Raw genomic sequence first — 24,038 nt, forward strand, 5'->3', positions numbered from 1 at the left:
TCATTCTAGAAATCGTGCCGAAGCACAGTCAAACTTTAAGCACAAAGCTTTTATCACCATGAAAAACCATGATTTTAAAGCTCTATACTTGCTTTTCAAGGAATTCTTTTTGGTTGCCGAGTGGCTTGGCGCGAAACTACATCGAATTTATCGAAGTGGGGGAGCAAAAAAGCCGGCTGCTAATCCGACAAAAACGGGTCCGAAGTTGTGACATAGATCGTTACGTTCTTGAGACACGGCTCAGGTGTCCGTGACATTAAAAGGCATTAACCATGATAGAAGGCCCAGCCGATCATGACGGCCGGTGTGTGGTATCGAACGATTAAAGGATCAATTTCAGCACTTGGAAATAAAACGGAAATCGAATTATTTCCCCCTCAATTTCAAGTCAGCATAGTTAACTAGAGCTTACTAAAATGCGGTAACGATCTATTAAAAGATTACGTCTAATCCTCTCGGAAGTAGTAACCCGGCTGAGCTAATCATGTACCGGGATTTTGACTGAAGCGGAATGCCGTAAGCGCAGCGCTGAAGTCACTTCAAGAAATCGAGAGGGACTGTTAGATGACGCTGTTCTCCAATATTAGCCCGAAGCGGGTTATCTGGGTTTCCAATTCAGGCAATAACGGCAACAGCGGGTCGGAAAACTCACCGTTGAAATCCATTCAAAGCGCCCTGGACAAGGCTGCCCCCGGCACCGCGATCATGGTGAAGGCCGGAACCTATGTCGAGAACGTCGTCTTCAAGGACAGCGGTACGGCATCGGCTCCCATTCAGCTTATTTCAGCCGACGGCACGGGTGCTGCCAAGATCAAGCCGGCAAAGGCCGGCACCGCCACGGTCTACGGCTTCGGCGAAGAGAACATCGTCGTCAAGGGCTTCGACATCACCGCCCAGTCCAAGACCAACGGCATCCAGTTCGGCATGGCTGGGAGCGACTTCAAGGACATGACGAAGAACATCCTGATCCAGAACAACATAATCCGTGGTGCCGGCCAGGATGGCATCAAGATCTCCCAGGGCGACAACATCCAAGTGCTGGGCAACAAGATCATCGGCGCCGGCGACCAGGGGATCGACTTCGTCGCCGTCAACGGCTCCCTGATATCCCGCAACGAGATCTCGAAGGTGACCGGCGTCGCGGCCCTGTTCGCCAAGGGCGGATCGACCAACGTGCGGATCGAGTACAACAAGATCCACGACGTCAAGGTCGACGGCATCACGATCGGCGGCTGGACGACGGCCATGTGGATGCGTCCGGGCATGCGCGATTACGAAGCGAAGAACGTCGTCGCGATCGGCAACGAAGTCTACGACGTGGGCAAGCGCCCCCTGAGTTTCCTGGGCGCCCGCGACAGCTCGGCTACCGGCAACCTGCTGGAAGGCAATCCCGACTACTACACGGTCGTCAACGTCTCCGCCGGCAACACGAGCGGCAAGGCCACGGCATCGTCCGGCATCACCATCAGCAACAACACGATCAACCGTTCCAAGGGCTGGCTGACGGTCGAGAACGGCCAGAACAAGGGTCTGGTCGTCACCGGCAACCGATTCGACGGCGTCTGGACCGGCAAGGCGGGCGCGGTCGGCGGCTCCTCGGATAGCGCCGACCAGCCGGAGACCGTTACGGTGACCGCCGCTTCCTACGTGATGTCGTCGTCGGCCGACAATGCCAACGTCACGGCGTCGGGCGGCGCCAAGGTCACGGGCAACGCCAAGGCCAATATCATCAAGGGCGGCACCGGCAACGACGTGATCGACGGGGCCGGCGGCAACGACACCCTGACGGGCGGTGGCGGCAAGGATGTCTTCGTGATCGCCAAGGGCCGGGGAAACGACACCATTACCGACTTCGACGGCACCGATACCGTGCGGCTGGACGGGTTCGGTTTCAGCAGCTTCGGCGCCATCAAGGCGGCGATGAAGCAGACCGGCAGCGATGTCGTGCTAGATCTCGGTGGCGGCCAGACGCTGAAGTTCATCGGCGAGAAGATCTCCGCCTTCGCCGCCGACGACTTCAAGTTCGGCAGCTCTTCGCTGGTCCCCACTCCCGTCGCTCCCGCCTGGAAGGAAAGCGGAGCAACCCAGAACTCCATCAGGGGCGGGTCGAAGGCCGACAACTTGAAGGGAACCGACAGGAACGACCTGATCGACGGCGGTTCCGGTCATGACACGATGACCGGCGGCAAGGGCGACGACACTTACATAGCCGGCAGCCCCTACGACAAGGTGGTCGAAAAAGCCGGCCAGGGCACCGACTCCGTCAGGGCCTGGGCCGACAGCTATGCCCTTTCCGACAACGTCGAGAACCTCTACGGCATGAAGTCCAGCGGCATGTCGCTGACCGGCAACGGCCTGTCCAACATCGTCAAGGGCGGTGCGGGCAACGACACGATCACCGGCGGCGGCGGGGCCGATCAGCTCTGGGGCGGCGGCGGACGCGATACCTTCGTGTTCAAGGCACTGTCCGACAAGGGCGATGTCGTGATGGACTTCAGGGTGTCGGAAGATTTCGTCAACCTACGGCCCCTGCTCTCCTCCGACGGCGACCTGGATATCGAAGTCGTCGCCAAGGGATCGAACGCCGTCGCGGTATGGGCCTATCACGACGGCGCCGTCGACGAACTGGTCACGCTGATGGGCGTCAACTCGTCCGACATCGCAGCGATGCAGCCGGGCAAGGCTGCGTGGCTGCTGGTCTGAAAACAAAAACGCCGCCCCGGAGGACGGCGTCGCAGGAGCGGCGTTGCGTGACGAACGGCCTTCGCTCAGGCCATCCGGGTCCGCAACTCGCAGAACCGGATCATTCGCCGGCTTTCCTCATCCCATAAGGCAAGGCTCACCGTCTTCAGGCTCTCCCACAGACCGAGAGACCGGACCCGCTGAAGGTCGGGGATCGACATGTGGCAGTCACGCAGACGGTAGTTCGGGATCTTGGACGACAGGTGATGCACATGGTGGTAACCGATATAGCCGGTCAGCCAGTGCAGCCAGCGCGGCAGATCGTAGAAGGAACAGCCATCCAGGGCGGAACAGTGGAAGTCCCATTCCTGCTCATGGTGCCACTGAACGCCGTCGAACTGGTGCTGGACATAGAACATCCAGATACCGATCGTGGCGGCCAGAAGGACCACGGGTCCCCAGACCATCAGGACGTTGGTGAAGCCGAAGACCAGGGACGCGGCGGTCAGACCCGTCAGGATCGCCGCATTGGTGCCCAGGACGCTGAACCAGGCGGCCCGATCGTTCGTTCCTTCACCGATCGCGATGCGGTGGCGGACCAGGAACATGAAGGCCGGGCCGATGCCGAACAGCACGATGGGATGACGGTACATGCGGTAGCGCAGGCGGCCCCAGCGCGACAGCGCCAGGTATTCGCGCACGGTCAGCGTCGTTATGTCGCCGACGCCGCGCTTTTCCAGGTTGCCGGAGGTGGCGTGGTGGATCGCGTGCTCGCGCTTCCAGTAGCCGTAGGGGGTCATGGTCAGCACGGCAAGGACACGGCCAAGCCAGTCGTTGGCACGGCTGGACCGGAACAGGCTGCCATGTCCGCAGTCATGCTGGAGGATGAAAGTCCGTACCAGGAAGAAAGCGGCGGGAACCGCCAGCAGCAAGGTCAGCCAATACCCCACCTGGAGGCTGAAACCCATCAGAACGACGATCGCGGCGAGCGGTCCGAGAGTCGTCCCGATCTGCCCGACGCTCCGGTGCAGGATCGGTTGCTTATAAGCCGCTAGGAGTTGCGCCCAGCGGCGAGCCGTCTGCTTCTTGTCGTGCAGGTCCGGCGGGGTACTCGTCGGCGCGCTTGCATAGAGCGCCCCGTCATTTTCGGGCAGCATGCAGTTTTCCTGGTGAGGGGAGCGGGTGATCCCGGCCAAGGGAGTGTTCAAAGATCTTCACACCGCGGTCATGGATGACGAATATGGAGCTAAATTGCCCATACTCGTACGACCATACCCTTTTTGAGCCAAATACGCACCAGGAGATATAGAGCGGAAACGGCTTCCGACTACAATAAAGTGAGCATGATCGCCGCACGCTATTGACCCGTCTTTATGCCTTCCGGACGGCGCCTTTGTCGCGCCGTTCCTCCGCCAGCAGGTAGAGCCCGGACCCTATGATGATCGACGCCCCGGCGAAGGTCCACGGCGACGGCACGTGGCCGAACACCAGGTAGCCCAGCGCCACCATCCCGATGATCTGCGTATAGCCGAACGGGGCCAGGACGGACGCGGGGACGTGCCGATGGGCAAGGATCAGCAGGAAATGGCCAAGGCCACCGAAGATGCCGGTCCCCGCCAGCGTCAGCCATGTGAAGAGATCCGGCGGCGTCACCCACACGGCGTAGAGCCAGGGCAGCAGCAGCACGGTCGGGAACGCCGCTATGACGAGCAGCATGCTGCCCGGCGATTCGGTGATCGCCAGCGAGCGGGTCATGATGAAGTATCCGGCGCTGCTGACGACGGAGGCCAGCGACAGCAGGACGGCCCAGTGGACTTCGGCGATGCCGGGGCGCGTCACCACGAGGATGCCGACGAACCCCACGGCGATGGCCGCCCAGCGCCGTACGCCCACCGTCTCCTTCAGGAAGACGACCGACAGCAGGGCGATGCACAGCGGCGCCAGGAACTGGATCGTGACGGTTTCCACCAGCTGCAGATAGCGCAGGGCCAGGAAATTCAGCCCCGTACACAGCGTCAGCAGCCCCGCCCGAATCAGCTGGGCCACCGGCCGCGACGTCCGCCACGCCGAGCGCGACCGCCACGGGTTGAGGAACAGCATGGCGAGAGCGAAGTGGATCGCGTACCGGAACCAGACGACCTCGACCGTCGGGACGTGCTGGCTGCTCAGCTTCGCCAGCGTGTCCAGGAAGCAGAACAGGGTGACCGCGGCGATGATCAGGCCGATCCCCTGAAGATGCTGGCTGCGGACAAGGGCGGCTTTATCGATCGCCTGGGTTTCCGTCACGCGCATTTTCCATCGGGTCTCGGGTCATCGGATCTCAGAGTGACGCCGATAGGCCCGGCGGCAACTGACGGTTACGATGTTACGGCTGTCAACCGACTCCCGCAACCGGGAGGAACGGCGCGCTGCCATGCCTCCGGCGCGGGGACGGGGCCGTGACCGGTTCTCGTCAGCGCAACGACCAGACCGTGTTGGGAGAGCCCGGCGCTTCCGTGCAGAGCGGCCGGGGCTGGCCTTCCCGGTAGACGCGATAGCATTTGCCGGGATCGCCCGGCAGGAAACGGGTGAGCGGGTCGAGGTCAGCCGGCATGCCGTCGGTCATCAGCCAGCGGCTGTCGGTCTGGGCACAGATCGAAGCCGGCTTCGTGTCGCAGTTCCCGCTTCCCGGCGCGCAGGCCTCGTAGGTCAGGGCGTAGCACGGGCTCCCGGCGGGCCGGCTAGCGCCCGCTCCGGCCGCGGGTTCGGCAGGCCCCGTCGTGCCGCTTCGCGGTGCCGGTGCCGGAGCGGGTTCCGGCGCTGGATCGGGTTCCGGCGCCGGCATGGCTGCCGCCTCCGTTCCCGCCCCCGTGCAGGTGTACCCCGCCGCCCTGAAGTCCTGCATCAGCTTGCGTGCGCCATCGACGCAGACCGCGCCAGACTCCCGTGCCCGCCAGAGGGTCTGCACGGGCTGGTCGTTCCGGAAATAGCGCACCATGCAGGGAGCGCCGCCCGGCTCGTAGATGCGCTCGACCTTGCGGACCTGATCGGTCAGCGTGCAGGTGAAACTTTCGCTCTGCTGCGCCATGGCCGCCATCGGCAGCATCGTTGAGCAGAGCAGGCCGGCCCCGGCCGCCATGCGCCGGAGATACCGTGTATCGGCTTGGTTCCAGCGGTGCCAGATCAATGGACTCTCCCTCCTGCCCGCTCCGAAGGTTCGCTTTCCCAAGCAAGACCTTGGTTAACGCCCAACCCGTGTTATGGCGAAGGAGGAGCCGATCTGTCACGATTCCTGTACCGATCTTTCGGTGTAACGCGGATACGCGAACGCTCCGGTGACGGATCGTCACCGGAGCGTTCGCCTCGTCTTGCTTCGCCGCCGCTTTCCTACTTGACCGCTTCGGCGGGCGTCCCGCTGTCGGCGTTGCCGTTCGCCGGCATTGCCGGAGCGGCCTTCTCGGTGGTTTCCGGCATGGCCGCCGCGCGTAGCACCTCGGCCTGATTGACCATCTGGTCGCGCAGCATGGTCAACTGCTTCTCCGCATCCAGGAAGACCGCCTTGGCCGCCTCCGCCTGCCGGGTCGCTTCCTGCTGCTGCTGCCGCAGCACGTTGAGCGCCTGGGTGCGCTGGGCCACCTCGTTGCCGATGGCGGCAAGGTTCTGCCCGGCAAGGTCGGCGGCCTTTTGAAGCTCAGCCACCCGGTTCTCGCTCTGGGCGATCTCGGCGGTGACCGCATCGCGTTGGGCGTTCAGGTTGGCAAGCTGCCCCTCGATCTCCTTGGCTTGCGCCTGAAGGCGCGTGACCTGCCCCGTCAGTTCCTCCTTCGAACCGACCGACTGCTCGATCGTCTCGATATCGGCGGCGATCCGGTCCCGCTCGGCGGCCATCGCGTCGCGTTCCCTGTTCAGGTCCTCCAGCTTGGCGGCGGCGATGTCGCGCGCCCAGGCGACGCCACCGACCTGCTGCACCAGGGCGTTCCGCTCGTTCAGCAGTTCAGCGCGCATATCCTCGAGCTGGGCCACTTCGTCCACCAGGGGCATCAGCGCGTCACGCTCGGCCGTCAGCCGAGCCAAGTCCTTTTCCAGCATGACGATCTTGCCGTCGGACACGTCGCGCGCCGAGGCGGCGACGCCAAGACGCTGGACGATGGAGTTCCGTTCGTTGAGCATCTCCGACCGCTCGATGCCGAAGCCGGCGATCTGCTGCTCCAGGCTCGCGAGCTGCGGCTTCAAGGCATCCCTCTCACCGTTGGCGGCGGCCACTTGCCCTTGCGCGTCCTTCACCTGTCCCTGCAAGCCGGTCACCTGGGTTTGCAGATCGGACGCCTGCCCCTTCAAGGTGCTGATCTCGGCGCGCAGGCCGTTGGCCTGCTCCTGGTAGGAATTGGCATTGCTCCAGCCCGTGACCGCGAGGATCAGGGCAATGGCCGTGGCGCCGCCCAGTGCATAGATCGTCCACTGATTGACCCAGCCCGGCTGATGGCTTGCGGCCGGTCCAGTGGTCTCGGCCTTCTCATCATTGTGAGCCACGCTCGCCTCCCTGTTGCTTGATGTTTTGGCTAGGGGGCCATAGGTGCCAGACCAAGTCAATGATCGGGTGAGTTCTATCTGAGTTCTCCAGGGGCTACAACTTTTGCTCTCGCCATCGGGTCAACGGCCGTATTGATTGTAGTGCGCCCGATTTTTAGTCTTTCGCGGATGTATTTCACGCCATACAGATATCCCTTTGTGCCATTCACACTCGGTATCTCCGATAAATTTCCATCAACAACCTTTTTCGCCGCCGCGTGTTTATTCCGTGCGAACACCAATGCAGATCAGCGGAGGGAGGAAGTTATGGCTGAAGAGAAACCCAAGGGTAGTGCCAGGGCAGCACAGGACACCGGCACCAAGCAGGCCGAGGATGCCCTGCGCCAAGGCGCCGACCAGCTTCGTAACCAGATGGGCAACATGGCCGATATGGCGGGGATGTCGGCCAAGGTCTCCCAGGAGATGATCCAGCGCTCCGGCCAGAACTTCGAGATGATGAAGCGCATCGCCGAAGCGATGGCCTCCGGCGCCCGCAGCGCCGCGTCGGAATGCGCGGAATACGCCAAGCATTCGGCCAAGCGTCAGACGGAGATGATGCAGCAGCTCGCCTCCGCCCGAAGCCCCAACGACCTGCTCGACATCCAGAATCGCTACCTTCAGGACAACTTGAAGGAACTGCTCAGCTTCAGCGAACGCCTGTCGCGCCTGTCGGCCGACAAGGCCCGTGAAGCCAGCGACAGGCTCGACCAGAAGCGCTGACCCCGGCGGGACGCCCGTCCCGGTCTTCACCGCGGCATCAGGTCGGCGGCTTACGATGGCAGATCCATCGTCTCCCGCCGCCACGCCTCGAAGACCGGGACGGGCGCCCGCTTCCCCTTGACGGCCAGCGGCGGCAGCGCCGAGATCGTGAACTCCGGACAGGTCTCCACCGCCTCGCGGACGCTCTCGCTCAGAAGGATGCGCCCCGGTCCGGCGTGGGAACACAGTCGGGCCGCGAGGTTCACGTTGTCGCCCAGAACCGTGTAGTCCATCCGGTCTGTGCTCCCCATCGCCCCCATCACGACATCCCCGGCATTGATGCCGATGCCGAGCGCCAAGCCCCATTCCGGATGCTGGCGGCCAAGTTCGGCCGTGTGCTCCTGGATGCGGATCGCGGCGCGCAGGGCGTTGCCGACCATGTCCTCCCCCTGGAAGACGGCCAGGAGCTGATCGCCGACATATTTGTCCACATCGCCGCCGTGCTGCTGGATGATCTCGGCCTGATGCTGGAAGTAGAGGTTCAGCATCTCGACCACGACTTCCGGATCGACCCGCTCCGAGAAGGCGGTGTAGCCTCGGATGTCGGAGAACAGCATCGTGGCCCGCCGGCGCTGTCCGCCCAGCCTGATCCCGCCTCCGGAATCGCGGATCGCCAGCATGGTCCCGCCGGAAACGAACTTCTGAAGGTGGAAGCGCTCGTTCAAGCCTACCACCATGTCATCCATCCGCCGGGCCAGCTCGCCGATCTCGTCATGGGAGCGGACACCCTGGACGCGCGCCTGGAAGTTCCCCTTGGCGACCTCCCCGGCGACGCGGTCGATCTCGACGATCGGGCGGCTGATCCGGAACGCCAGCAGCAGCGCCCCCAATCCGGCGACCGCCAGTCCCGCCACGGTCCAGCGCAGCAGGCTGTCGATCATGCGATCGATGGCGATATAGGCGTCGCGTTGCCGCTTTTCCACCAGGATCGCCCAGTCGAAGGCGCGCGGGAAAGCGTAGGCTCCCAGCATCGGCTCGCCGTCCGGACGGACATAGGGGCCGGCGGCGATCGTCCGGGTCCCGCCGTTCAGCAGGCCGACCGCCTCTCTCACGAAGGAGACCTCACCCAGATCGGTCCGTCCAGGATCGAAGACCCGGCGCGCCTGGGCATCGACGATCGTGACGAACCCGGTCTTCGCGAAGGGATGGGCCTCCAGGAAGTGCCGGGTGCGATCCAGGTCGACCCGCACCGACAGCACCGAGGAAGCACCGGCGAAGCGGGTCCGGAGCGGCAGGACGATGGTTGCGAGCCAGTCGTCCGTCTCAGGGATGTGGGTAGCCTGCCCGACATGGAATTCGCCGGAACTCGAGGCGGCCTCGACCGCTTCGGCCGGCAGGCGGAGCACGCCCAACGGATCGAGCCCCGCCGTCGCCAGCCGCTTCGAAAAAAGGCTGTTGGTCACGACAACCGGAACCGGCGCCCCCTCGACCGTGATCTGCAAGGCCGCGAACTCCGGGATGTCCTTGATGCCCAGCGTCAGCAGCGCGATCTTCTCCGGCACGCCCAGGCGTTCGTCGTCCAGAGCGTTGCGGATCAGCAGCAGCGGCGCCAGCCACGTCCGTTCCGACCGGTCGTTGATCTCCGACACCAGCTGCTCGGCCACCGCCACCAACTCGCCGTTGGCCGAGCTTTTCAGCTCGTCCTGGGCGATCCGGATCATGCTCCGTCCTGCTACGACCAGCGGTACGACCGCGATCAGGATCGCGAAGATCAGAAGCTTGTTGCGCAGGCTGATCCTGGTCCGCACCTGTCTTCTCCCCGCCTCCCTCAGCGCCGCGCCGCGGCGCGGCGCTCACCGCCTGGCCGCTCCGTGACCTGGTCGGCCGTCAGCTCTCCGGCAGGCTCGTCCCGCCCGCGCACCGTCACGGTCATGCCGCCGACCGTCTGACCGCAGGACAGCCCCGTACCATCGCGCACGGTCAGCTTCACCTTGTAGACGCCGGGCTTGTCATAGGCATGGCGCAGCTTCTCGCCCGACCGCGACGTGCCGTCGCCCAGGTCCCAGGTATACTCCAAACCGGCGCCGTCCGGATCGCTCGTCCCGGAAGCGTCGAACAGCAATTGGTCATGCGCCCCTCCGGCAAACGCCTCGCGGTCGCCGCCAAGACTGACCTGAGGGGAGGCGTTGACGTGGATGCGGCTGACCGCCTCGGCCTCGGCGCAGGAGGAATTCGAATCGTCCGTGACCGTCAGCCTGACCGGGTAGGTCCCCGGCTGGGCGAAAGCGTGCGAGACCTTCGCTCCCGACGCCGTCGTCCCGTCGGCGAAGTCCCAGCGGTACTCCGTCAGCTTGCCGTCCCAGTCGATCGAGCCGCCGCCGTCGAAGGCGACGGTCTCGCCGGCGCAGACGCTCCGGTCCGGCCCGGCGGAGGCCGAGGGCGGACGGTTGACGTGCAACGCCTTCGATGCGGCTCGCCGGCTGTTCGCCAGCCCGGCGCCGTCGTCGGCGGTCAGCACCACGTTGTAGACGCCGGGATCGCTGAAGACATGGGAGATCTCGGCGCCCGTCGCCTTCGCGCCGTCGCCCAAGTCCCACTCGAAGTTGCGGATCGCCCCGTCGGCGTCGCTAGACTGCCGAGCGTCCAGCCCGAACGGCCGCCCGAAGCAGGCCCCTCCGGCTACGGAAATCACCGGCGCCGGAGCCGCATTGACCGTCACCTTCGCGGTCGCCCGGGTGCTGCTGTTGGGCAGGCCGGCATCGTCGGTCACCGTCAGCGTGACGGTATGGTCACCGCTCTCCTTGTAGCGGTGCCGGGCAACCATCCCCGTTCCGGAGTTGCCGTCGCCGAAGTCCCAGCGATAGCGGCCGACCGCCCCGTCCGGATCGGTTGAACCGGAACCGTCGAAGCTCACCTCCTCGTTCACCGCCACGACGCGGTCGGGCCCTGCTACCGCGACCGGCGGCGCGTTGGCGACGATCCTGTGCTGCGCCGAAACCACGCTGCACGCGGTCGCTCCGGCGGCGGGCTCGACCGACAATGTGGCGACATAGACGCCGGGCTTGTCATAGGCGTGCTCGACGTCGCGCCCCTCAGCCGAGGCGCCGTCGCCGAAGTCCCAGCGATAGTGCGCGATCGCGGCGTCCTGCGCGGCCTTGAAGCCGGCCGGGCTGCCGACCGGAATGCGGTCCGGAGCGTCGATCTTCGCCACCGGCGCCGCCGCCACCTCGACCGCTACCTCGTCGGTGCTGGTGTTGTCGCACTGGCCCGCCTTGTCGCCCTCGATGGTCAGGAGGACCCTGTAATTGCCCGGCTTGCGGAAGACATGGACCGGCTTCTCGCCGCCGCCGATATTGCCGTCGCCGAAGTCCCAGGTGAACCGGTTGACCACGCCGTCGAAATCGTGGGAGCCGGAACCGTCGAAATGCACGTCGGTATTGGCGCAAACCTTCAGGTCCGGCCCCGCCTCCGCTATCGGCGATTCATCGACCACGACCACCAGCCGATCGGTGTGGCTGCTGTGGGCGAAGCTGGATTCGTCCTCGACCGTCAGGGTCACCGGATACACCGCACCCTTGCGGTAGGTCTTGGCGGGATTGACCGTTTCCGCCGTCGTCCCGTCGCCGAAGTCCCAGCGGTAGCGCAGAAGCCCGCCGTCAGGATCGGAAGAACCGCTGCCGTCGAGCAGCACGGTATCGCCGGCGCAGACCTGCTTGTTGGCCCCCGCGACCGCGATCGGCGGCCGGTTGATCGTGACGGTGATCGCCGTCGACGCCCTGCCGTTCGGCAGCCCGGTCCCGTCGTCGACCGTCAGCGACACCGGATAGCTGCCGCCCTCCGCATAGGTATGCGTCACCCGCACCCCGCCGCCGGCGGCCGAGCCGTCGCCGAAGTCCCAGCGGAAGGTCAGCGGGTCGCCGTCGGCATCGGCGGAGGCAGATCCGTCGAACTCGATCACGGTGCCGCCGCTCAGGATGTCCGGCCCGGCGGAAGCCACCGGCGGCGCGTTGATCCTGATCGCAACCGTATCCTGAGCGGTGCCGTTCAGGGCGCCGGATCGGTCCGTCACCGTCAGCCGCGCCGTGTAGGTCCCCGGCCTGTCGTAGCGCCGCACCGTCTCGCAGCCGACGGCCTTGGTCTCGACATCGCTGAAGTCCCACCGGAACGCCGGGCCGGTTCCATCCGGATCGGACGAGTTGCAGCCGTTCAGCCTGACCGCCAATCCCGGCGCAGAAATCAGGTCCGGCCCCGCCAGCGCCAGCGGCGGCGCGTTGACGAAGACCAGCGCCTCGTCGTAATCGACGGCATCCGGCTGGCCGGTATCGTCGCGCACCGTCAGCCGGGCGCGGTAGGTCCCCGGTTCCGTGTAGCGGTGCGAAGCCTGCTTTCCCCCGGCAGCGGTTCCGTCACCGAACTCCCACTGCCAGCCCATGATGTCGCCGTCCGGATCGAGCGATCCCTGCCCCGAGAACACTACCGTCTGACCGGGCGCCGCCACCTGATCCGGTCCGGCATCCGCTATCGGCGCCGCATTGACCAGCACCCGTAAGCTATCGCCGGCACTGCTCCGCACCGTGCCTGAGTCGTCCGTCACCGTCAGCCTGACGGTATAGGCGCCGACCTTGCGGTAGACGTGCGATGTGGTTTGGCCCGTCCCGGCGGCGCCGTCGCCGAAGTCCCAGTCGTAGCGCGCGATCACGCCGTCCGGATCGCTGGAGCCGCCGCCGTCGAAGCTGACTTCGCTGGCCGTCACCACCTGATCCGGTCCCGCATCGGCCACCGGCGGCGCATTGACCACGACGGTCAGATCGTCTTCCGCCGTGTTGGTCGACGTCCTGGAATCGTCGGTCACCGCCAGACCTACTCTGTAAGTCCCCGGCGTCCTGTAGGCATAGGTCACCTTCGCCCCGTCACCCTTGGCGCCGTCGCCGAAGTCCCAGGCATGGTCGATCAGCACGCCGTCGCGATCGACCGATCCCGAAGCGTCGAAGGCGATCACTTCGCCCACCGCGACACTGCGGTCCGGTCCGGCATTCGCGACCGGCGGGTCGTTGACGACCACCTTCAGCCCGGCTCGGCCGATGCTGTTGGCCACTCCGGCATCGTCGCGCACTTCCAGCCCGATGCGGTAAGTCCCCGGCTTCTGAAAGGCGTGCTCGACCGCCCGCCCCGACGCCGCCGTGCCGTCGCCGAAGTCCCAGGAATAGTCCGTTATGCTGCCGTCGATGTCATAGCTGCTGCCGCCGTCCAGCCTCAGCGCCTCGCCGACGGAGATCCGCGTGTCCGTCCCGGCCACCGCCACCGGCGGCGCGTTGACCTGTACCAGCACGGTATCGGTGCCGGCATTGCAGGGCGCCGGCGTGTCGTCCTCGACGCTCAGCGTCACGACATGGCGCCCCGGCGTGGTGAACGCGTGCCGCGCCTTCGCCCCGTCGCTGCGCGTCCCGTCGCCCATGTTCCATGAAAAGCGGGTGATCGGCCGGTCGCCCTGCTGCGACCCGGTCCCCTCGAAGATCACCGCCTCTCCCGGCGCCGCTACCTTGTCCGCCCCGGCAACCGCCGTCGGCGGCCGCTTCAGGAAGACGCTGAACGGCAGGACGGTCCCGTTGCCGACGGCTCCCGACCCATCCAGCACCCGGAGCTTGCCCATATATCCACCTGCACGGTCGTATCGGTGGATCACGGTACGTCCGTCCCCTGTCGAACCGTCGCCGAACTCCCAGCGGTAACGCAGCGAATCGCCGTCCGCATCGACTGTTCTGGACGCATCGAACGCGACCGAGGAGCAATCGGCCAGCGTCTCCACCCGTGCATCCGGCTGCGGGCGCTGGTTAGGCCGTCGGGCACGCACCGGCAGCAGGATCGGCACCGGCTTGCCGGCCTCGTCCGTCACCGTGAACGTCGCGTCGTTCGGCACCTCGTCGCCGCCGGCGAACAGGATGGCGGCGATGCCTCCGCGCTCTTCCGGATCGACCTGCACGGTCGAAGCCTTCCAGTCGCCTTGCGCCGATGCCGCGAGCGCCTGGGTCCGGAACGCCGATACGAAGGTGACCTCTCCGTTGGCCGCGTCGAAGTTCCGGATCGTCAGGCTTCGGGCTTCCGCTGGGACCCGGAATCGAAGTTCCGCCAGCGACCGCTTGTCCGGCATCCGGACGGTCGGCCGCTCGTCCTGCAACTCCAGCCCCGCAGGCTCCAGGTTGCGGTGATCGCGCAGGCTGACCGTCGCGGTGAACAGGTTGGCATCGTCGCCGCCGACACCATCGACCACCAGCCGGAACACCCTGCGGCCATCCACGACATCGGCGTCGGCGGGATCGAGTTCGCCCAAGGTCGCCCACTTCCCGTCCGTCGCCGGATCGGCGGCGAAGCGGCGCGTCATCAGCAGCGTATCGCCCCGCCCATAGACCATGAATCGCGTCTCGGTATCGGGCTTGCCGTAGACCAGATCATGGTCGCCGCCGAGATCGGGGTCGAAGACCCTGACATAGAGCCGCTCCGACGTATCCTGGGGCATGTTCAGCAGGATCGTCTCCTGGTGATCGTCGTCGCCTTCCTGTGGCAGGGCCTTCGGCCCATAGGTCACGGACAGCGGGCGCTCCGCCAAACTCTCCTGGGCTTCGCCGGTCGCTACCCACAGGAGGAAAGCAAACAAAAAAGACGACAGAAACCACGTTCCCTTGCCGTGCCCCACGCTTTCCTCCCGGTTTTCTTGTCAGTCGAAACGATAGCGCCGGCCGTTGCCGACATAGTCCTCAAGCAGCACATCCTTCAGAACGGCGGGTCCGCGAGCCCCCGCCGGCAGCGTCAGCGTCCCGCGATAGACTCCGCTGGCCTCGCTCAGGCGCAGGTAGTCCGTGAAGACCTCGCCGCCGACCGCAACGGTGACCTGCGCCGCCTGCCTCAGGCCGGACTTGTCGCGGGCGGTCACTTCCACCGCCAGCCGTCCGCCTTTTTCCATCTGTTTCGGTTCGACGCGCTGTCCCGCCAGTTCCGGGGGATCCTGGTCCAGGCTGACCTGCCAGCGTTCGATCCCGGTATTGCCGACCCGGTCGGTCGCCTGCATCTCGATCCTGTTGGGACCGGAAACCAATTCGACCCGTTCTTCGAACCGCCCGCCCGAATTGTCGATCTCCTTGCCGTTGAGCGTCAATTGGGCATCCGGCTCGACCGTCCCGGACAGCGTCAGCCACTCGGTCCCGGTTACCGGCGGCGGTTCCGCATCGGTCTGGATACGCGGCGCTTCCCGGTCTATCGAAGCCTGGAACGCGTCTTCGGTGACGACGCCGTTGGACGCGGTCACCGACAGCGTCAGGTCTTCCCGATCCACCGCCAGCGGCACCGTCAGGACGAAGCGCCCCCTGGCGTCGCTGAAGGCGGATGCCCGCAGCGGACCGGCCGAAGACCGCACGCCGATCCGGGCATTGGCCTCGGTCGTTCCCGACAGCGTCAGCGGGCTGCGGTTCGTCACGAAATGCAACGGTCCCAGACGCGGCAAACCGGGATCATAGGCGACGGCCGCCTTGCCGGCCGGCGTATGGACGAACGCCCGCGTCCGCTCCGTCCGGTTGCCCGCGGCATCGACCGCCGAGACCGCGATCTCGTTGACGCCATGGACCGGCACGACGCTCGCCTGGAACGCGCCGTCCGGAGCGACCTTCAGCACCTCGCCCCGGAACGAGAGCACCGCATCCGGTTCCGTCGTTCCCTGGACAGTCACAACAGGCTCCCGCAGCACGGCGCCATCGGCCGGCTCCGAGATCGCCAGATAAGGCGGGACGGTATCCGTGCGGATGTTGAACCGCCAGGTCTCGCTCCGCTCTCCCGGCAGCCCAAACTTATCCAGCGCCGCGACCCGCCAGTAATAGGACCCGATCTCCAGCCCCGTCGTCTCCATGCTGTTCCGCTGCAAACCCCAGCGGCTTTCGACGACGTGCTGGAAGATGCTGTCCTGCCCGATCTCCAGCCAGTAGCCGGTGGAATCCGGCACCGCGTTCCAGGCCAGCACCGCCCCGGCGTTGAAGATCGTGCCGTCGTCGGCGGGACTGACAAGTTCGGGCTTGGCCAGCACGCCGATGGTCTCGCTCGGCGCCTGTCCCGCCCGCACGACCGTCCCCTCGTTGCGCCCCAGGGTGACGCTCGCTCCGTTGCTCGCCACCTCCAGCGTGGCGTCGTCGTAATTGGTGAACTTCGATCCCCGCTTGTCGCGCTCGACCCAGAAATTGGTCGAGTTGATCTGCGTATCGACGTTGGGGATCTCCAGCTCGAAGGTCTTGCGCCGGCTCTTCCCTGCCAGCAGGGCATAGAAATCGCCCTCGATCAGGTTGACCTTGGCCTCCTGCGCCCGCTCCAGCGGGTCGGCGCGCATCCGCATGATGACCGCTTCCGAGTTGGAGCTGAGCCGCAGCCTGCTTTCGTCGCGGAACGTGATCTGCGCGGTCGAGCGCGACAGCGTCCGCACCCGCTCCTCTTCCGTCAGCACGGACTTCACCGGCCGGTCGCCCCAGTCCAGGTCGCGCGGACGGCGTCCCTCGACCTCTCCCTGGCGGTCGCTCAGCAATGCCTCCACCGCCGCGTCGCGTGCCTTGGAAGCCGTTTCCAGCGCCTTGTCGGCCGCCTTCTCCGCTCCGCCGGCCAGCTTGATCGCCCCGTCCCAATCGCCGGCCTGCCGCCGCGCCTGAGCCTGCTCGTGCAGGGAGACCGCCTCGTCGATCTGGTCGGCGGCGAAGACCTTCGCCCCGGCCTGCGTCGCCGCCTGGATGTGGTCGAGCGCCGATGCCACCGCCTTCGCGGCCCGGCTCACTTGGGTCACGGGAATCCTCAACTCGATCCCGGGTCTTGCATCCGCGACCGATGCCAGCCCGCTCGCCTTCAGGATCTCGGTCCACAGGTTGGGATCACCCAGATGCTGGCGGGCAAGGTCCCGCAGGCTCTGTCCCTCCTTCAGCGTCACCCGGACCATGCCGTCGCTGGTGGCGGCGGCTGCGGCAGCCGGCGGCATCATGGGCACGAGCGCCACCAGAAACATGCCGGCAGCAATGCAACGTGCCCGGACGTACCGGCCCTCAATGCTCTTGCCACGCACCATCATGAACCTGGGAACCCTCAAAGAGGCAATATTCCGCCTTTTTATCATCGATCGATGAAACTATCGCTCTCTCAAAAGGGGGCCATTTGTCCCAAAATGCCCTTAATCGCGATCCGACAGGTGAACGGCTTCACACAGAAACCCGACGGCGTGTAAGCCGGATTACAGGCGGCGAGGGGCTCCCCGGTTAAGTTTGGTTCATCGAACAAGACGGCCTCGCAAGACACACCGAACCAACCGATCACCCCCCACGAAGGAGCCCCAAGCCATGATCCGCATCGCCGCCCTGACGACTTCCGCCCTGATCGCCCTGTCCCTGGTTGCCGGCCCCGCTTCCGCCCAGCAGAAGGGCGGCGTCCAGATCGCCGGCAACGCCACGGTCATCGGTCTCGCCAACAACGCCGTCAACGCCGCGACCGGCTTCCTCGCCAAGGCCGACCAGAACATCGGCGCCATCAAGGGCGACGTGAAGATCGACGGCAACGCCACGGTGATCGGCCTCGCCAACAACGCGGTCAACGCCTCGACCGGCTTCCTCTCCAAGGCCTGCCAGAACATCGGCGTGATCAGCTCGGAAAGCGGCTGCGAATAACCCGGCGCCGCCTCCCTGCCCTCCTCCGATCCTGAACCGATCCTTTCCAGTTCGACCATCCCCCTGAAGGAGACAACCGCCATGATCCGCATCGCCGCCCTGACGACTTCCGCCCTGATCGCCCTGACCCTGGTTGCCGGTCCCGCTTCCGCCCAGCAGAAGGGCGGCGTCCAGATCGCCGGCAACGCCACGGTGATCGGCCTCGCCAACAACGCCGTCAACGCAGCGACCGGCTTCCTCGCCAAGGCCGACCAGAACGTCGGCTCGATCAAGGGCAACGTGAAGGTTGACGGCAACGCCACGGTGATCGGCCTCGCCAACAACGCGGTCAACGCTTCGACCGGTTTCCTCTCCAAGGCCTGCCAGTCGGTTGGCTCGATGGACTCGAGCAGCGGCTGCGAATAGCCCCACGCCGCCGGCCAACCGCCTTCTCCCCCTGTTCATGATCCGGACTGGCCCCGCGGTTCACGCCGCGGGGCATTTTCTTTGCTCGCTTCCGCCTCCCCGGCTTTTCACCCCGGCGGAAGCGTGCATACACTCGGACATCCCCGTCGGACGGGATCGACCAGAGTGAGCCTTCCCAAGTGCCTGCGCGCCGGTTGCCCATCCCGCTGCTGCCCACCGCCGTCACGCTGGCCGGCTTCCTGATCCATGCGTTCTGGCCCGGACTGCGTACCCGCTTCGGCCTTGCCGCCGACACCGTCATAGACGACGCGGTCACCGTAGCTGCCGGGTCCGCCGGGTGGCTGGGTCTGGCATGGCTGGGTGTCCGCATCGTTGACGGCCTGCTGCGGCGGCTCGCGGTCGCTCACCACGCACCGGCCGCACCCCGGCTGGTCAGCGATCTGGCGCGCTTCGCCTTCTTTGGCCTGGCTGTCGTGGCCATCGCCGGTTCCGTTCTCCATCTCCCGGTCACGGGATTGCTGGCGACATCCGGCGTCCTGATCGCCGTCCTCGGTTTCGCGCTGCGCGGCGTCCTGTCCGACGTATTCTCCGGCATCGCGATCAATGTCGAGCACCCTTACCGGATCGGCGACTGGCTTCAGGTCGGTGCGGCAGGCGCCGGTGCACCCGTGACCGGCCGGGTGGTCGAGGTGAACTGGCGCTCTACCCGTCTCATGACCAACGACGGCACGACCGTCGTGATGCCCAACGGCCTGATCGCGTCCAGCCGCTTCGTCAATCTCAGCATGCCGGATCCCAGTTACCGGACCAGCATACGGGTCCACCTGGACCCGGCCGTTCCAGTGGACCGGGCGCGGCGTATCCTGACGACGGCCCTGCTGTCGGTCGATCACCTGCTGGCCGAGCGCACTCCCGACGTGGTCGTTGAAGGCGTCGATGAAGCGGGCGTCAGCTATCTGCTGCGCTTCTGGGTCCCGGATTACGGGTCCGAAATTCTATGCCGGGACGCGGTTTCGGCGGCCATGCTGAACGCCCTGCATCACGCCGGCCTGCCGCTGGCCGTGCCGCGCCGCTCGATGGTATCGCTGCGCCACATCGATCCGGACCCGAACGGCGGCGAGTTGTGCGGCCGCATGCTCCGTACCATCGACCTGTTCCAAGCCTTCACGCCGGCGGAACTCGACGACCTGTCACACCGCATGATGCGCCGTTCCATACCGTCCGGCGCCACCGTCTTCCGCCAGGGCGACCCCGGCGCTTCCCTGTTCCTGCTGACCGAAGGCGTGATGGAAGTCAGGACCTGCGTCGCCACCGCGGCATCGCCGGTCGTGCTGGACCGCATGCATCCCGGCGATATCTTCGGGGAAATGGCGCTCCTGACCGGCGAGCCCCGCAGCGCTACCGTCATAGCGCTCTGCGACGCCGTCATCTTCGAATTGTCGGACGAACTGCTGCGCCCCATGCTGCACGACCGCGCCGAACTGGCGGAACGCCTATCCGACCTGATGGCCGACCGGGCGCGCCGCAACGCCGAGAAACGAGCCTCCGCCCTCCGCCCGATGCCGCCGGCGGCGGTGCCGCAACGCCACGACCTCCTGGACCGCCTCCGCCGCTTCTTCGCCTTGCCGAGGGCGTGAGCCGCTGCTGGGCATTGCGGGAGCGGTGGAACTCCGTTCTGCACACTCCCATGACTACCGCATGGCCGGTGCATGATAGATCAAGGTCAGCGATGGGATAGCAACGCTGAGAATGCTGAAGACATCGACCTGTGTGGACAGTGTTTGTTGGGTCACAGCCCAACCTACAGGCTCCTGCTTCGTAGGTTGGGCCGTGGCCCAACACTTCCGGAACGCCCCAGGCACTTCCCTCATTGGAACGTAGTTGTAAAGGCGGCACCGGTCCGACTGGATGACGGCACCGCAGGCGGCAAGATCGATGTTGCTCAATGCTTCGCAATCCCGATTGAACGATGCTGCTACCCCAAAGTGCTGATCATCGGTTCGTCGCACCCAGTCGCTTACCGCCGGGTGTGGATAGACGGTTTGGCGCGACACTCTCAGGCAGCTCGCAGCGCGTCGAATTCAGCCGTGAGATCGTGTGTCACTGGCTCGTCCCTGGGAGCGAGCGCCGCTTGGTACTCACGTTTGAACCACGTGAACATGCTGTCTTCCGAGATCGGAAGATCACTGTCGGCATCCTTCGCAAGATCGCCGCGAGCGTCTTTCCATGGCCCGTCCCGGTGAGTAAGGCCGACCAGCGATGGGGCGCTGTAATGCCCATACATTGCCCATACCTCATCGATCAAGGCACGCGTGGGCATAGACAGGATCGCGTTCGGCTGGGACAGCATGGCGGATGCATCAATGGACCGTTCGCCGTACCGCCGGAAGCGTGTATAGACATCCTTGATCACTGGTCCATGCCGCCAAGCACGAATTTCCTCGAAGAACAGCGGGTCTTCGCGAATGGCAAGGTGCCAGCCTTGCGCGAAGTAGAGCATCTTCTGAATGCTGAGTGGCGACAGCAGTTCGCCATTGGGCTTGATGCCCTTACTCAGCATGTAATCGGCTACGATGTGGACGTTCATCGCGGTTCCCCTTTTTTAATAAAGTGTCAGGGAATCGCTAATGTCTCATTGAGTTTTAGGATGGGCAGGACGTTCCGGACCGCGCCAAACCGTCTCACGTCGCCCCTAGGGATTGATCGGGTGAAATCCCGAGTCCGTGTTGACGCCATACCTTCCTGCAAATCCTCACTGCCCCGGTACATCGCGGCGTGAGCCGCTTCACACCTAAAACCAAGTACTTGTGGGCTGGCTTACAGTCGTGGCAGGCGGTTTTGGGTAAGTTTTGTTCATCGCAGACACGGCGATCGGCCACCGAAGACGAAGATGAAGACGACGACGGGAAACGGCCTGAAGACAATGTAACGGACCAAAACCACCCTGAACCCAACCCTTGAGAATGGAGTTCCAGTCATGATCCGCATCACCGCCCTGAGCACCACTGTCGCCACGACCGCCCTGATCGCCCTGTCCCTGATGGCGGGTCCCGCCTCCGCCCAGCAGAAGGGCGGCGTCCAGATCGCCGGCAACGCGACCGTCATCGGCCTCGCCAACAACGCGGTCAACGCCGCGACCGGCTTCCTCGCCAAGGCCGACCAGAACATTGGCGCCATCAAGGGCAACGTGAAGGTGGACGGCAACGCGACCGTCATCGGTCTTGCCAACAACGCCGTCAACGCCTCGACCGGCTTCCTTTCCAAGGCCTGCCAGTCGGTCGGCACCATGGACTCGAGCAGCGGCTGCGAATAACTCCAGCCGGTTCGGAAAGCCCGGCGGCGACCGCCGCCGGGCACCGGATCTCAGGTCTGTTCTTCCTCGTCGAAGAAGTCGGCCAGCTCCCGCAGTCCTTCGAGATCCCGGATCGTGACCGACCCCGACGATACCGTGATCAGGCCATCGCGCTGCCACTCGTTGAGATGCTTGTTGGTGCTTTCCCGCGTGATCCCGACCAGAGTTCCGAGTTGCTGCTGCGACAGCTTGACGTCGATCCGGGTACCGCCCTTCTCCACCACACCGAAGGCCGTCGCCAGCCTGACCAGGCAGCGGGCCAGCCGGCACGGCACTTCCAGGAACAGCGTGTCCTCCAGCTGCGTGCTGGTTCGCCGCAGACGGTCGCACAACACGTTGAACATGCGAAGGCAGACGGTAGGATGCGCTTCCAGCCACGGCAGGAAATGCCGGCGTTCCAGCACCAGGAGGTCGGTCGGCTCCAGCGCCACCGCCTCGGCGGTCCGGGTCTTGCCGTCGAGCAGCGCGATCTCGCCGAAGAACTCGCCCTTGCGGACGATATTGAGCGTGACTTCCTTTCCCTCGGCGGAATAGCTGCAGATCCGCACCCGGCCGGACAGAACCGCCATCATGCTGGAACCGGGATCGCCCTGGCGGAAGATGATCGTCCGCGCGCGGTGCTGGGCGACGGTGGCATAGGCAGCCAGTTGGGCCAATTCGCCTGGATTGACGTGCTTCAGCAGGGAATGCTCGGAAAGGACGGCGAGCTTGTCTTCAAGTCCCGTGATGGCCATTCGACTTATCCCCCGGAAACCGGCTCTTCATGCGGCACGCATCGGAAATCATTATGACCACACGATTCCAGGATCGTCCACTTCTCCCATGTTGATGAAAACTTAAACGAAATAGAAATTGCGGCCTTAACACTTCAGATTATTACTTACTACTTTAGATGAGACGCCAAGTCGGTAAAACTTTTTGTATGCTGAAACATACGCGAAGCAGCCGCACACTCTCGCTACCCGGTACAAGCAACCAACAGCCTGTCAGCTATTCCATATATCGACACACCGGCGCAAAGGATCGGACCATGTCCAGCAACCGCTTGTTTCCCCGCAGCCGTTCCGGACGCTCCCTGTCCCGGCGTGCCGGGTGGCTGATCGGCGGTTGCCTTACGCTTTCAGGTTGCATGTCCGATCCGGCGATTGCCCCGGTGGTATCGGAAGCCAAAACGACGCCGAACAAAACCATCAGCAGCTTCACCACCAGCCTGCAATGCATGGACACCTTGCTGTGGCAGCACGGCAAGAGCGACATCTACATCATGACATCGGGCATCCCGGATGCGACCGGCAAGGTCGCGGCGGGCACGAAGGAGATGCTGATCACCGCGATCTCGCGCATGTCGGCCCGCAGCAACGCGTTCCGCTTCGTCGATTTCGAGCCCAACCCGACCAGCGACGTCACGGCGCTGTCGGCGCTCATCGGCGTACAGCCCAACTTCGTCGTGCCCAGCTACTACATCCGGGGCGCCGTGACCCAGCTCGACGAAAGCGTCCTGAGCGAGACGCAGGGAGCGGGCCTGTCGCTGCCCTGGCTGGATGTCGGCGCGTCGCGCGACCAGGTCGTCTCCGTCGTTTCGGTCGATCTGAACGTCGGCGAGGTGGTCACCCGCCAGATCCTGCCCGGCATGTCGGCCAGCAACTCGATCGCCGTGATCCGCTCCGGCGTCAGCGGCGACGCCGGCGGCCGGATCGACAAAGCCGGCCTGTCGTTCAACGTGGCCTTCAACAAGTCGGAAGGCTTCCATCAGGCCGTCCGAACCCTGTTGGACCTGAGCGTCGTCGAAGCGCTGGGCAAGCTGACCCGCGTGCCGTATTGGCAATGCCTGGGCCTCGACCAGACGAACCAGACCTTCCGGTCGCAGGCGCGCGAGTGGTTCGACACCATGCCCGCCGACGAGCAGGTGCGTTTCGTCCAGCAGGTGCTGACCGGCACCGGCTACTACGACGGCCCGATCACCGGCCTCTACGACACCCAGACCCGCGACGCGGCGGGCCGCTATCAGGCCGACAACGAGCTGATCCCCTCGGGCCGCATCGATTTCGACCTGTATTATTCGATGCTGAGCAAACCCGGCGTGCTCGCCCGGGCACCCGGACGCGAGGGTGCCATCGCCGGGGCCGGCGGCAAGGGCATCCCGGTCATGCCGACCGATCCGGACGGCCAGCGGCGGCTCGACGTGTTCCTCAACACCGACCGCGGCCCCCTGCCCCAGTACAAGCTGGGCGAAACTCTCGTCGTGAAGGCTCAGCCGACCGTCGACGCCTTCCTCTACTGCTATTACCAGGACGACGACGGCAGCGTGTCGCGCGTCTTCCCCAACCGCTTCCAGCCCGATGCCTTCGTGAACGCCAACCAGCAGGTCGAAATCCCGCCGGGCTACGAGAAGCCCTTCAACATCCGCCTGGACAGCGTCGGCGATAACGAAGCCGTGGCTTGCTTCGCTTCTCCGCAGGAAGTCGGCTTGTCGCTGCCCGACAGCATGAAGCTGGACGACCTGAAGCCGATCCCGAAGGCGACCCTGCAAACCGTGACCGACGCCTTCAACAAGATCCCCGGCGCCAACATCCGGACCAAGCGCCTGAACCTGCGGGTCGTCCCGGACAGTTCGGTGAGCTTCTGAGACCAGGGGCATCGAAGCTTGACCTATCTGGAACGTTAAACGTCGGGCT

16 protein-coding genes are annotated in these 24,038 nt (G+C 65.0%); 7 read left to right on the forward strand and 9 right to left on the reverse strand.

Features of this window, described 5'->3' with window-relative positions:
- The first annotated feature begins 654 nt into the window (after positions 1-654).
- Positions 655-2,703, forward strand: a complete 2,049-nt coding sequence (locus tag N826_RS18095) for a right-handed parallel beta-helix repeat-containing protein (protein WP_044431113.1) — start codon at positions 655-657, stop codon at positions 2,701-2,703.
- A 65-nt stretch (positions 2,704-2,768) separates the two neighbouring features.
- Here the strand turns inward: N826_RS18095 and N826_RS18100 are convergent, their stop codons facing one another.
- The 4 genes from N826_RS18100 to N826_RS18115 form a co-directional block, all read right to left on the reverse strand.
- Entirely contained in the window at positions 2,769-3,839 is a 1,071-nt protein-coding gene (locus tag N826_RS18100) for a fatty acid desaturase (RefSeq protein ID WP_084720866.1), read from the reverse strand.
- Positions 3,840-4,053: 214 nt separating this feature from the next.
- Positions 4,054-4,968, reverse strand: coding sequence for a DMT family transporter (locus tag N826_RS18105; RefSeq protein ID WP_169789372.1), 915 nt, complete (start codon positions 4,966-4,968; stop codon positions 4,054-4,056).
- 166 nt (positions 4,969-5,134) lie between these two features.
- Positions 5,135-5,848, reverse strand: a complete 714-nt coding sequence (locus N826_RS18110) for a hypothetical protein (protein WP_044431115.1) — start codon at positions 5,846-5,848, stop codon at positions 5,135-5,137.
- Positions 5,849-6,048: 200 nt separating this feature from the next.
- Entirely contained in the window at positions 6,049-7,191 is a 1,143-nt protein-coding gene (locus N826_RS18115; protein ID WP_044431116.1) for a coiled-coil domain-containing protein, read from the reverse strand.
- A 306-nt stretch (positions 7,192-7,497) separates the two neighbouring features.
- Here N826_RS18115 and N826_RS18120 point away from each other — a divergent pair, with 306 nt between their 5' ends.
- Positions 7,498-7,950, forward strand: coding sequence for a phasin family protein (locus N826_RS18120; protein WP_044431117.1), 453 nt, complete (start codon positions 7,498-7,500; stop codon positions 7,948-7,950).
- A 50-nt stretch (positions 7,951-8,000) separates the two neighbouring features.
- Here N826_RS18120 and N826_RS40225 read toward each other — a convergent pair whose 3' ends face one another.
- The 3 genes from N826_RS40225 to N826_RS18135 all read right to left on the reverse strand — a co-directional run bounded on the left by N826_RS40225 (position 8,001) and on the right by N826_RS18135 (position 17,017).
- On the reverse strand, positions 8,001-9,737 hold the full coding sequence (locus N826_RS40225; RefSeq protein ID WP_052831540.1) for an adenylate/guanylate cyclase domain-containing protein: 1,737 nt from the start codon (positions 9,735-9,737) through the stop codon (positions 8,001-8,003).
- A 20-nt stretch (positions 9,738-9,757) separates the two neighbouring features.
- Positions 9,758-14,533 carry a PKD domain-containing protein gene (locus N826_RS18130; protein ID WP_147040561.1) on the reverse strand — a complete coding sequence of 1,592 codons (4,776 nt, stop codon included), beginning with the start codon at positions 14,531-14,533 and terminating at the stop codon, positions 9,758-9,760.
- 108 nt (positions 14,534-14,641) lie between these two features.
- Positions 14,642-17,017, reverse strand: coding sequence for a FecR domain-containing protein (locus N826_RS18135; RefSeq protein ID WP_044431120.1), 2,376 nt, complete (start codon positions 17,015-17,017; stop codon positions 14,642-14,644).
- A 265-nt stretch (positions 17,018-17,282) separates the two neighbouring features.
- On the opposite strand from N826_RS18135, the gene N826_RS18140 reads away from it, so the two are divergent.
- From N826_RS18140 to N826_RS18150, 3 genes are all read left to right on the forward strand, one after another.
- Entirely contained in the window at positions 17,283-17,606 is a 324-nt protein-coding gene (locus N826_RS18140) for a hypothetical protein (protein WP_044431121.1), read from the forward strand.
- 81 nt (positions 17,607-17,687) lie between these two features.
- Positions 17,688-18,011, forward strand: coding sequence for a hypothetical protein (locus tag N826_RS18145; RefSeq protein ID WP_044431123.1), 324 nt, complete (start codon positions 17,688-17,690; stop codon positions 18,009-18,011).
- A 179-nt stretch (positions 18,012-18,190) separates the two neighbouring features.
- A complete protein-coding gene (locus N826_RS18150; RefSeq protein ID WP_244619551.1) occupies positions 18,191-19,648 on the forward strand; it encodes a mechanosensitive ion channel family protein in 1,458 nt (485 codons plus the stop codon).
- A gap of 419 nt (positions 19,649-20,067) precedes the next feature.
- Here the strand turns inward: N826_RS18150 and N826_RS18155 are convergent, their stop codons facing one another.
- On the reverse strand, positions 20,068-20,598 hold the full coding sequence (locus tag N826_RS18155) for a Panacea domain-containing protein (protein WP_052831542.1): 531 nt from the start codon (positions 20,596-20,598) through the stop codon (positions 20,068-20,070).
- Positions 20,599-20,988: 390 nt separating this feature from the next.
- Between N826_RS18155 and N826_RS18160 the strand changes: the two genes are divergently transcribed.
- Entirely contained in the window at positions 20,989-21,324 is a 336-nt protein-coding gene (locus N826_RS18160) for a hypothetical protein (protein WP_044431124.1), read from the forward strand.
- 50 nt (positions 21,325-21,374) lie between these two features.
- Here the strand turns inward: N826_RS18160 and N826_RS18165 are convergent, their stop codons facing one another.
- Positions 21,375-22,097, reverse strand: a complete 723-nt coding sequence (locus tag N826_RS18165; RefSeq protein ID WP_044431125.1) for a Crp/Fnr family transcriptional regulator — start codon at positions 22,095-22,097, stop codon at positions 21,375-21,377.
- 296 nt (positions 22,098-22,393) lie between these two features.
- Between N826_RS18165 and N826_RS18170 the strand changes: the two genes are divergently transcribed.
- The gene (locus N826_RS18170) at positions 22,394-23,989 is read left to right on the forward strand and encodes a DUF4384 domain-containing protein (RefSeq protein WP_052831544.1); all 1,596 of its coding nucleotides are present in this window, start codon (positions 22,394-22,396) and stop codon (positions 23,987-23,989) included.
- Positions 23,990-24,038 lie beyond the last annotated feature (49 nt).

The sequence above is a fragment of the Skermanella aerolata KACC 11604 genome (assembly GCF_000936425.1).
GTDB lineage: Bacteria > Pseudomonadota > Alphaproteobacteria > Azospirillales > Azospirillaceae > Skermanella > Skermanella aerolata.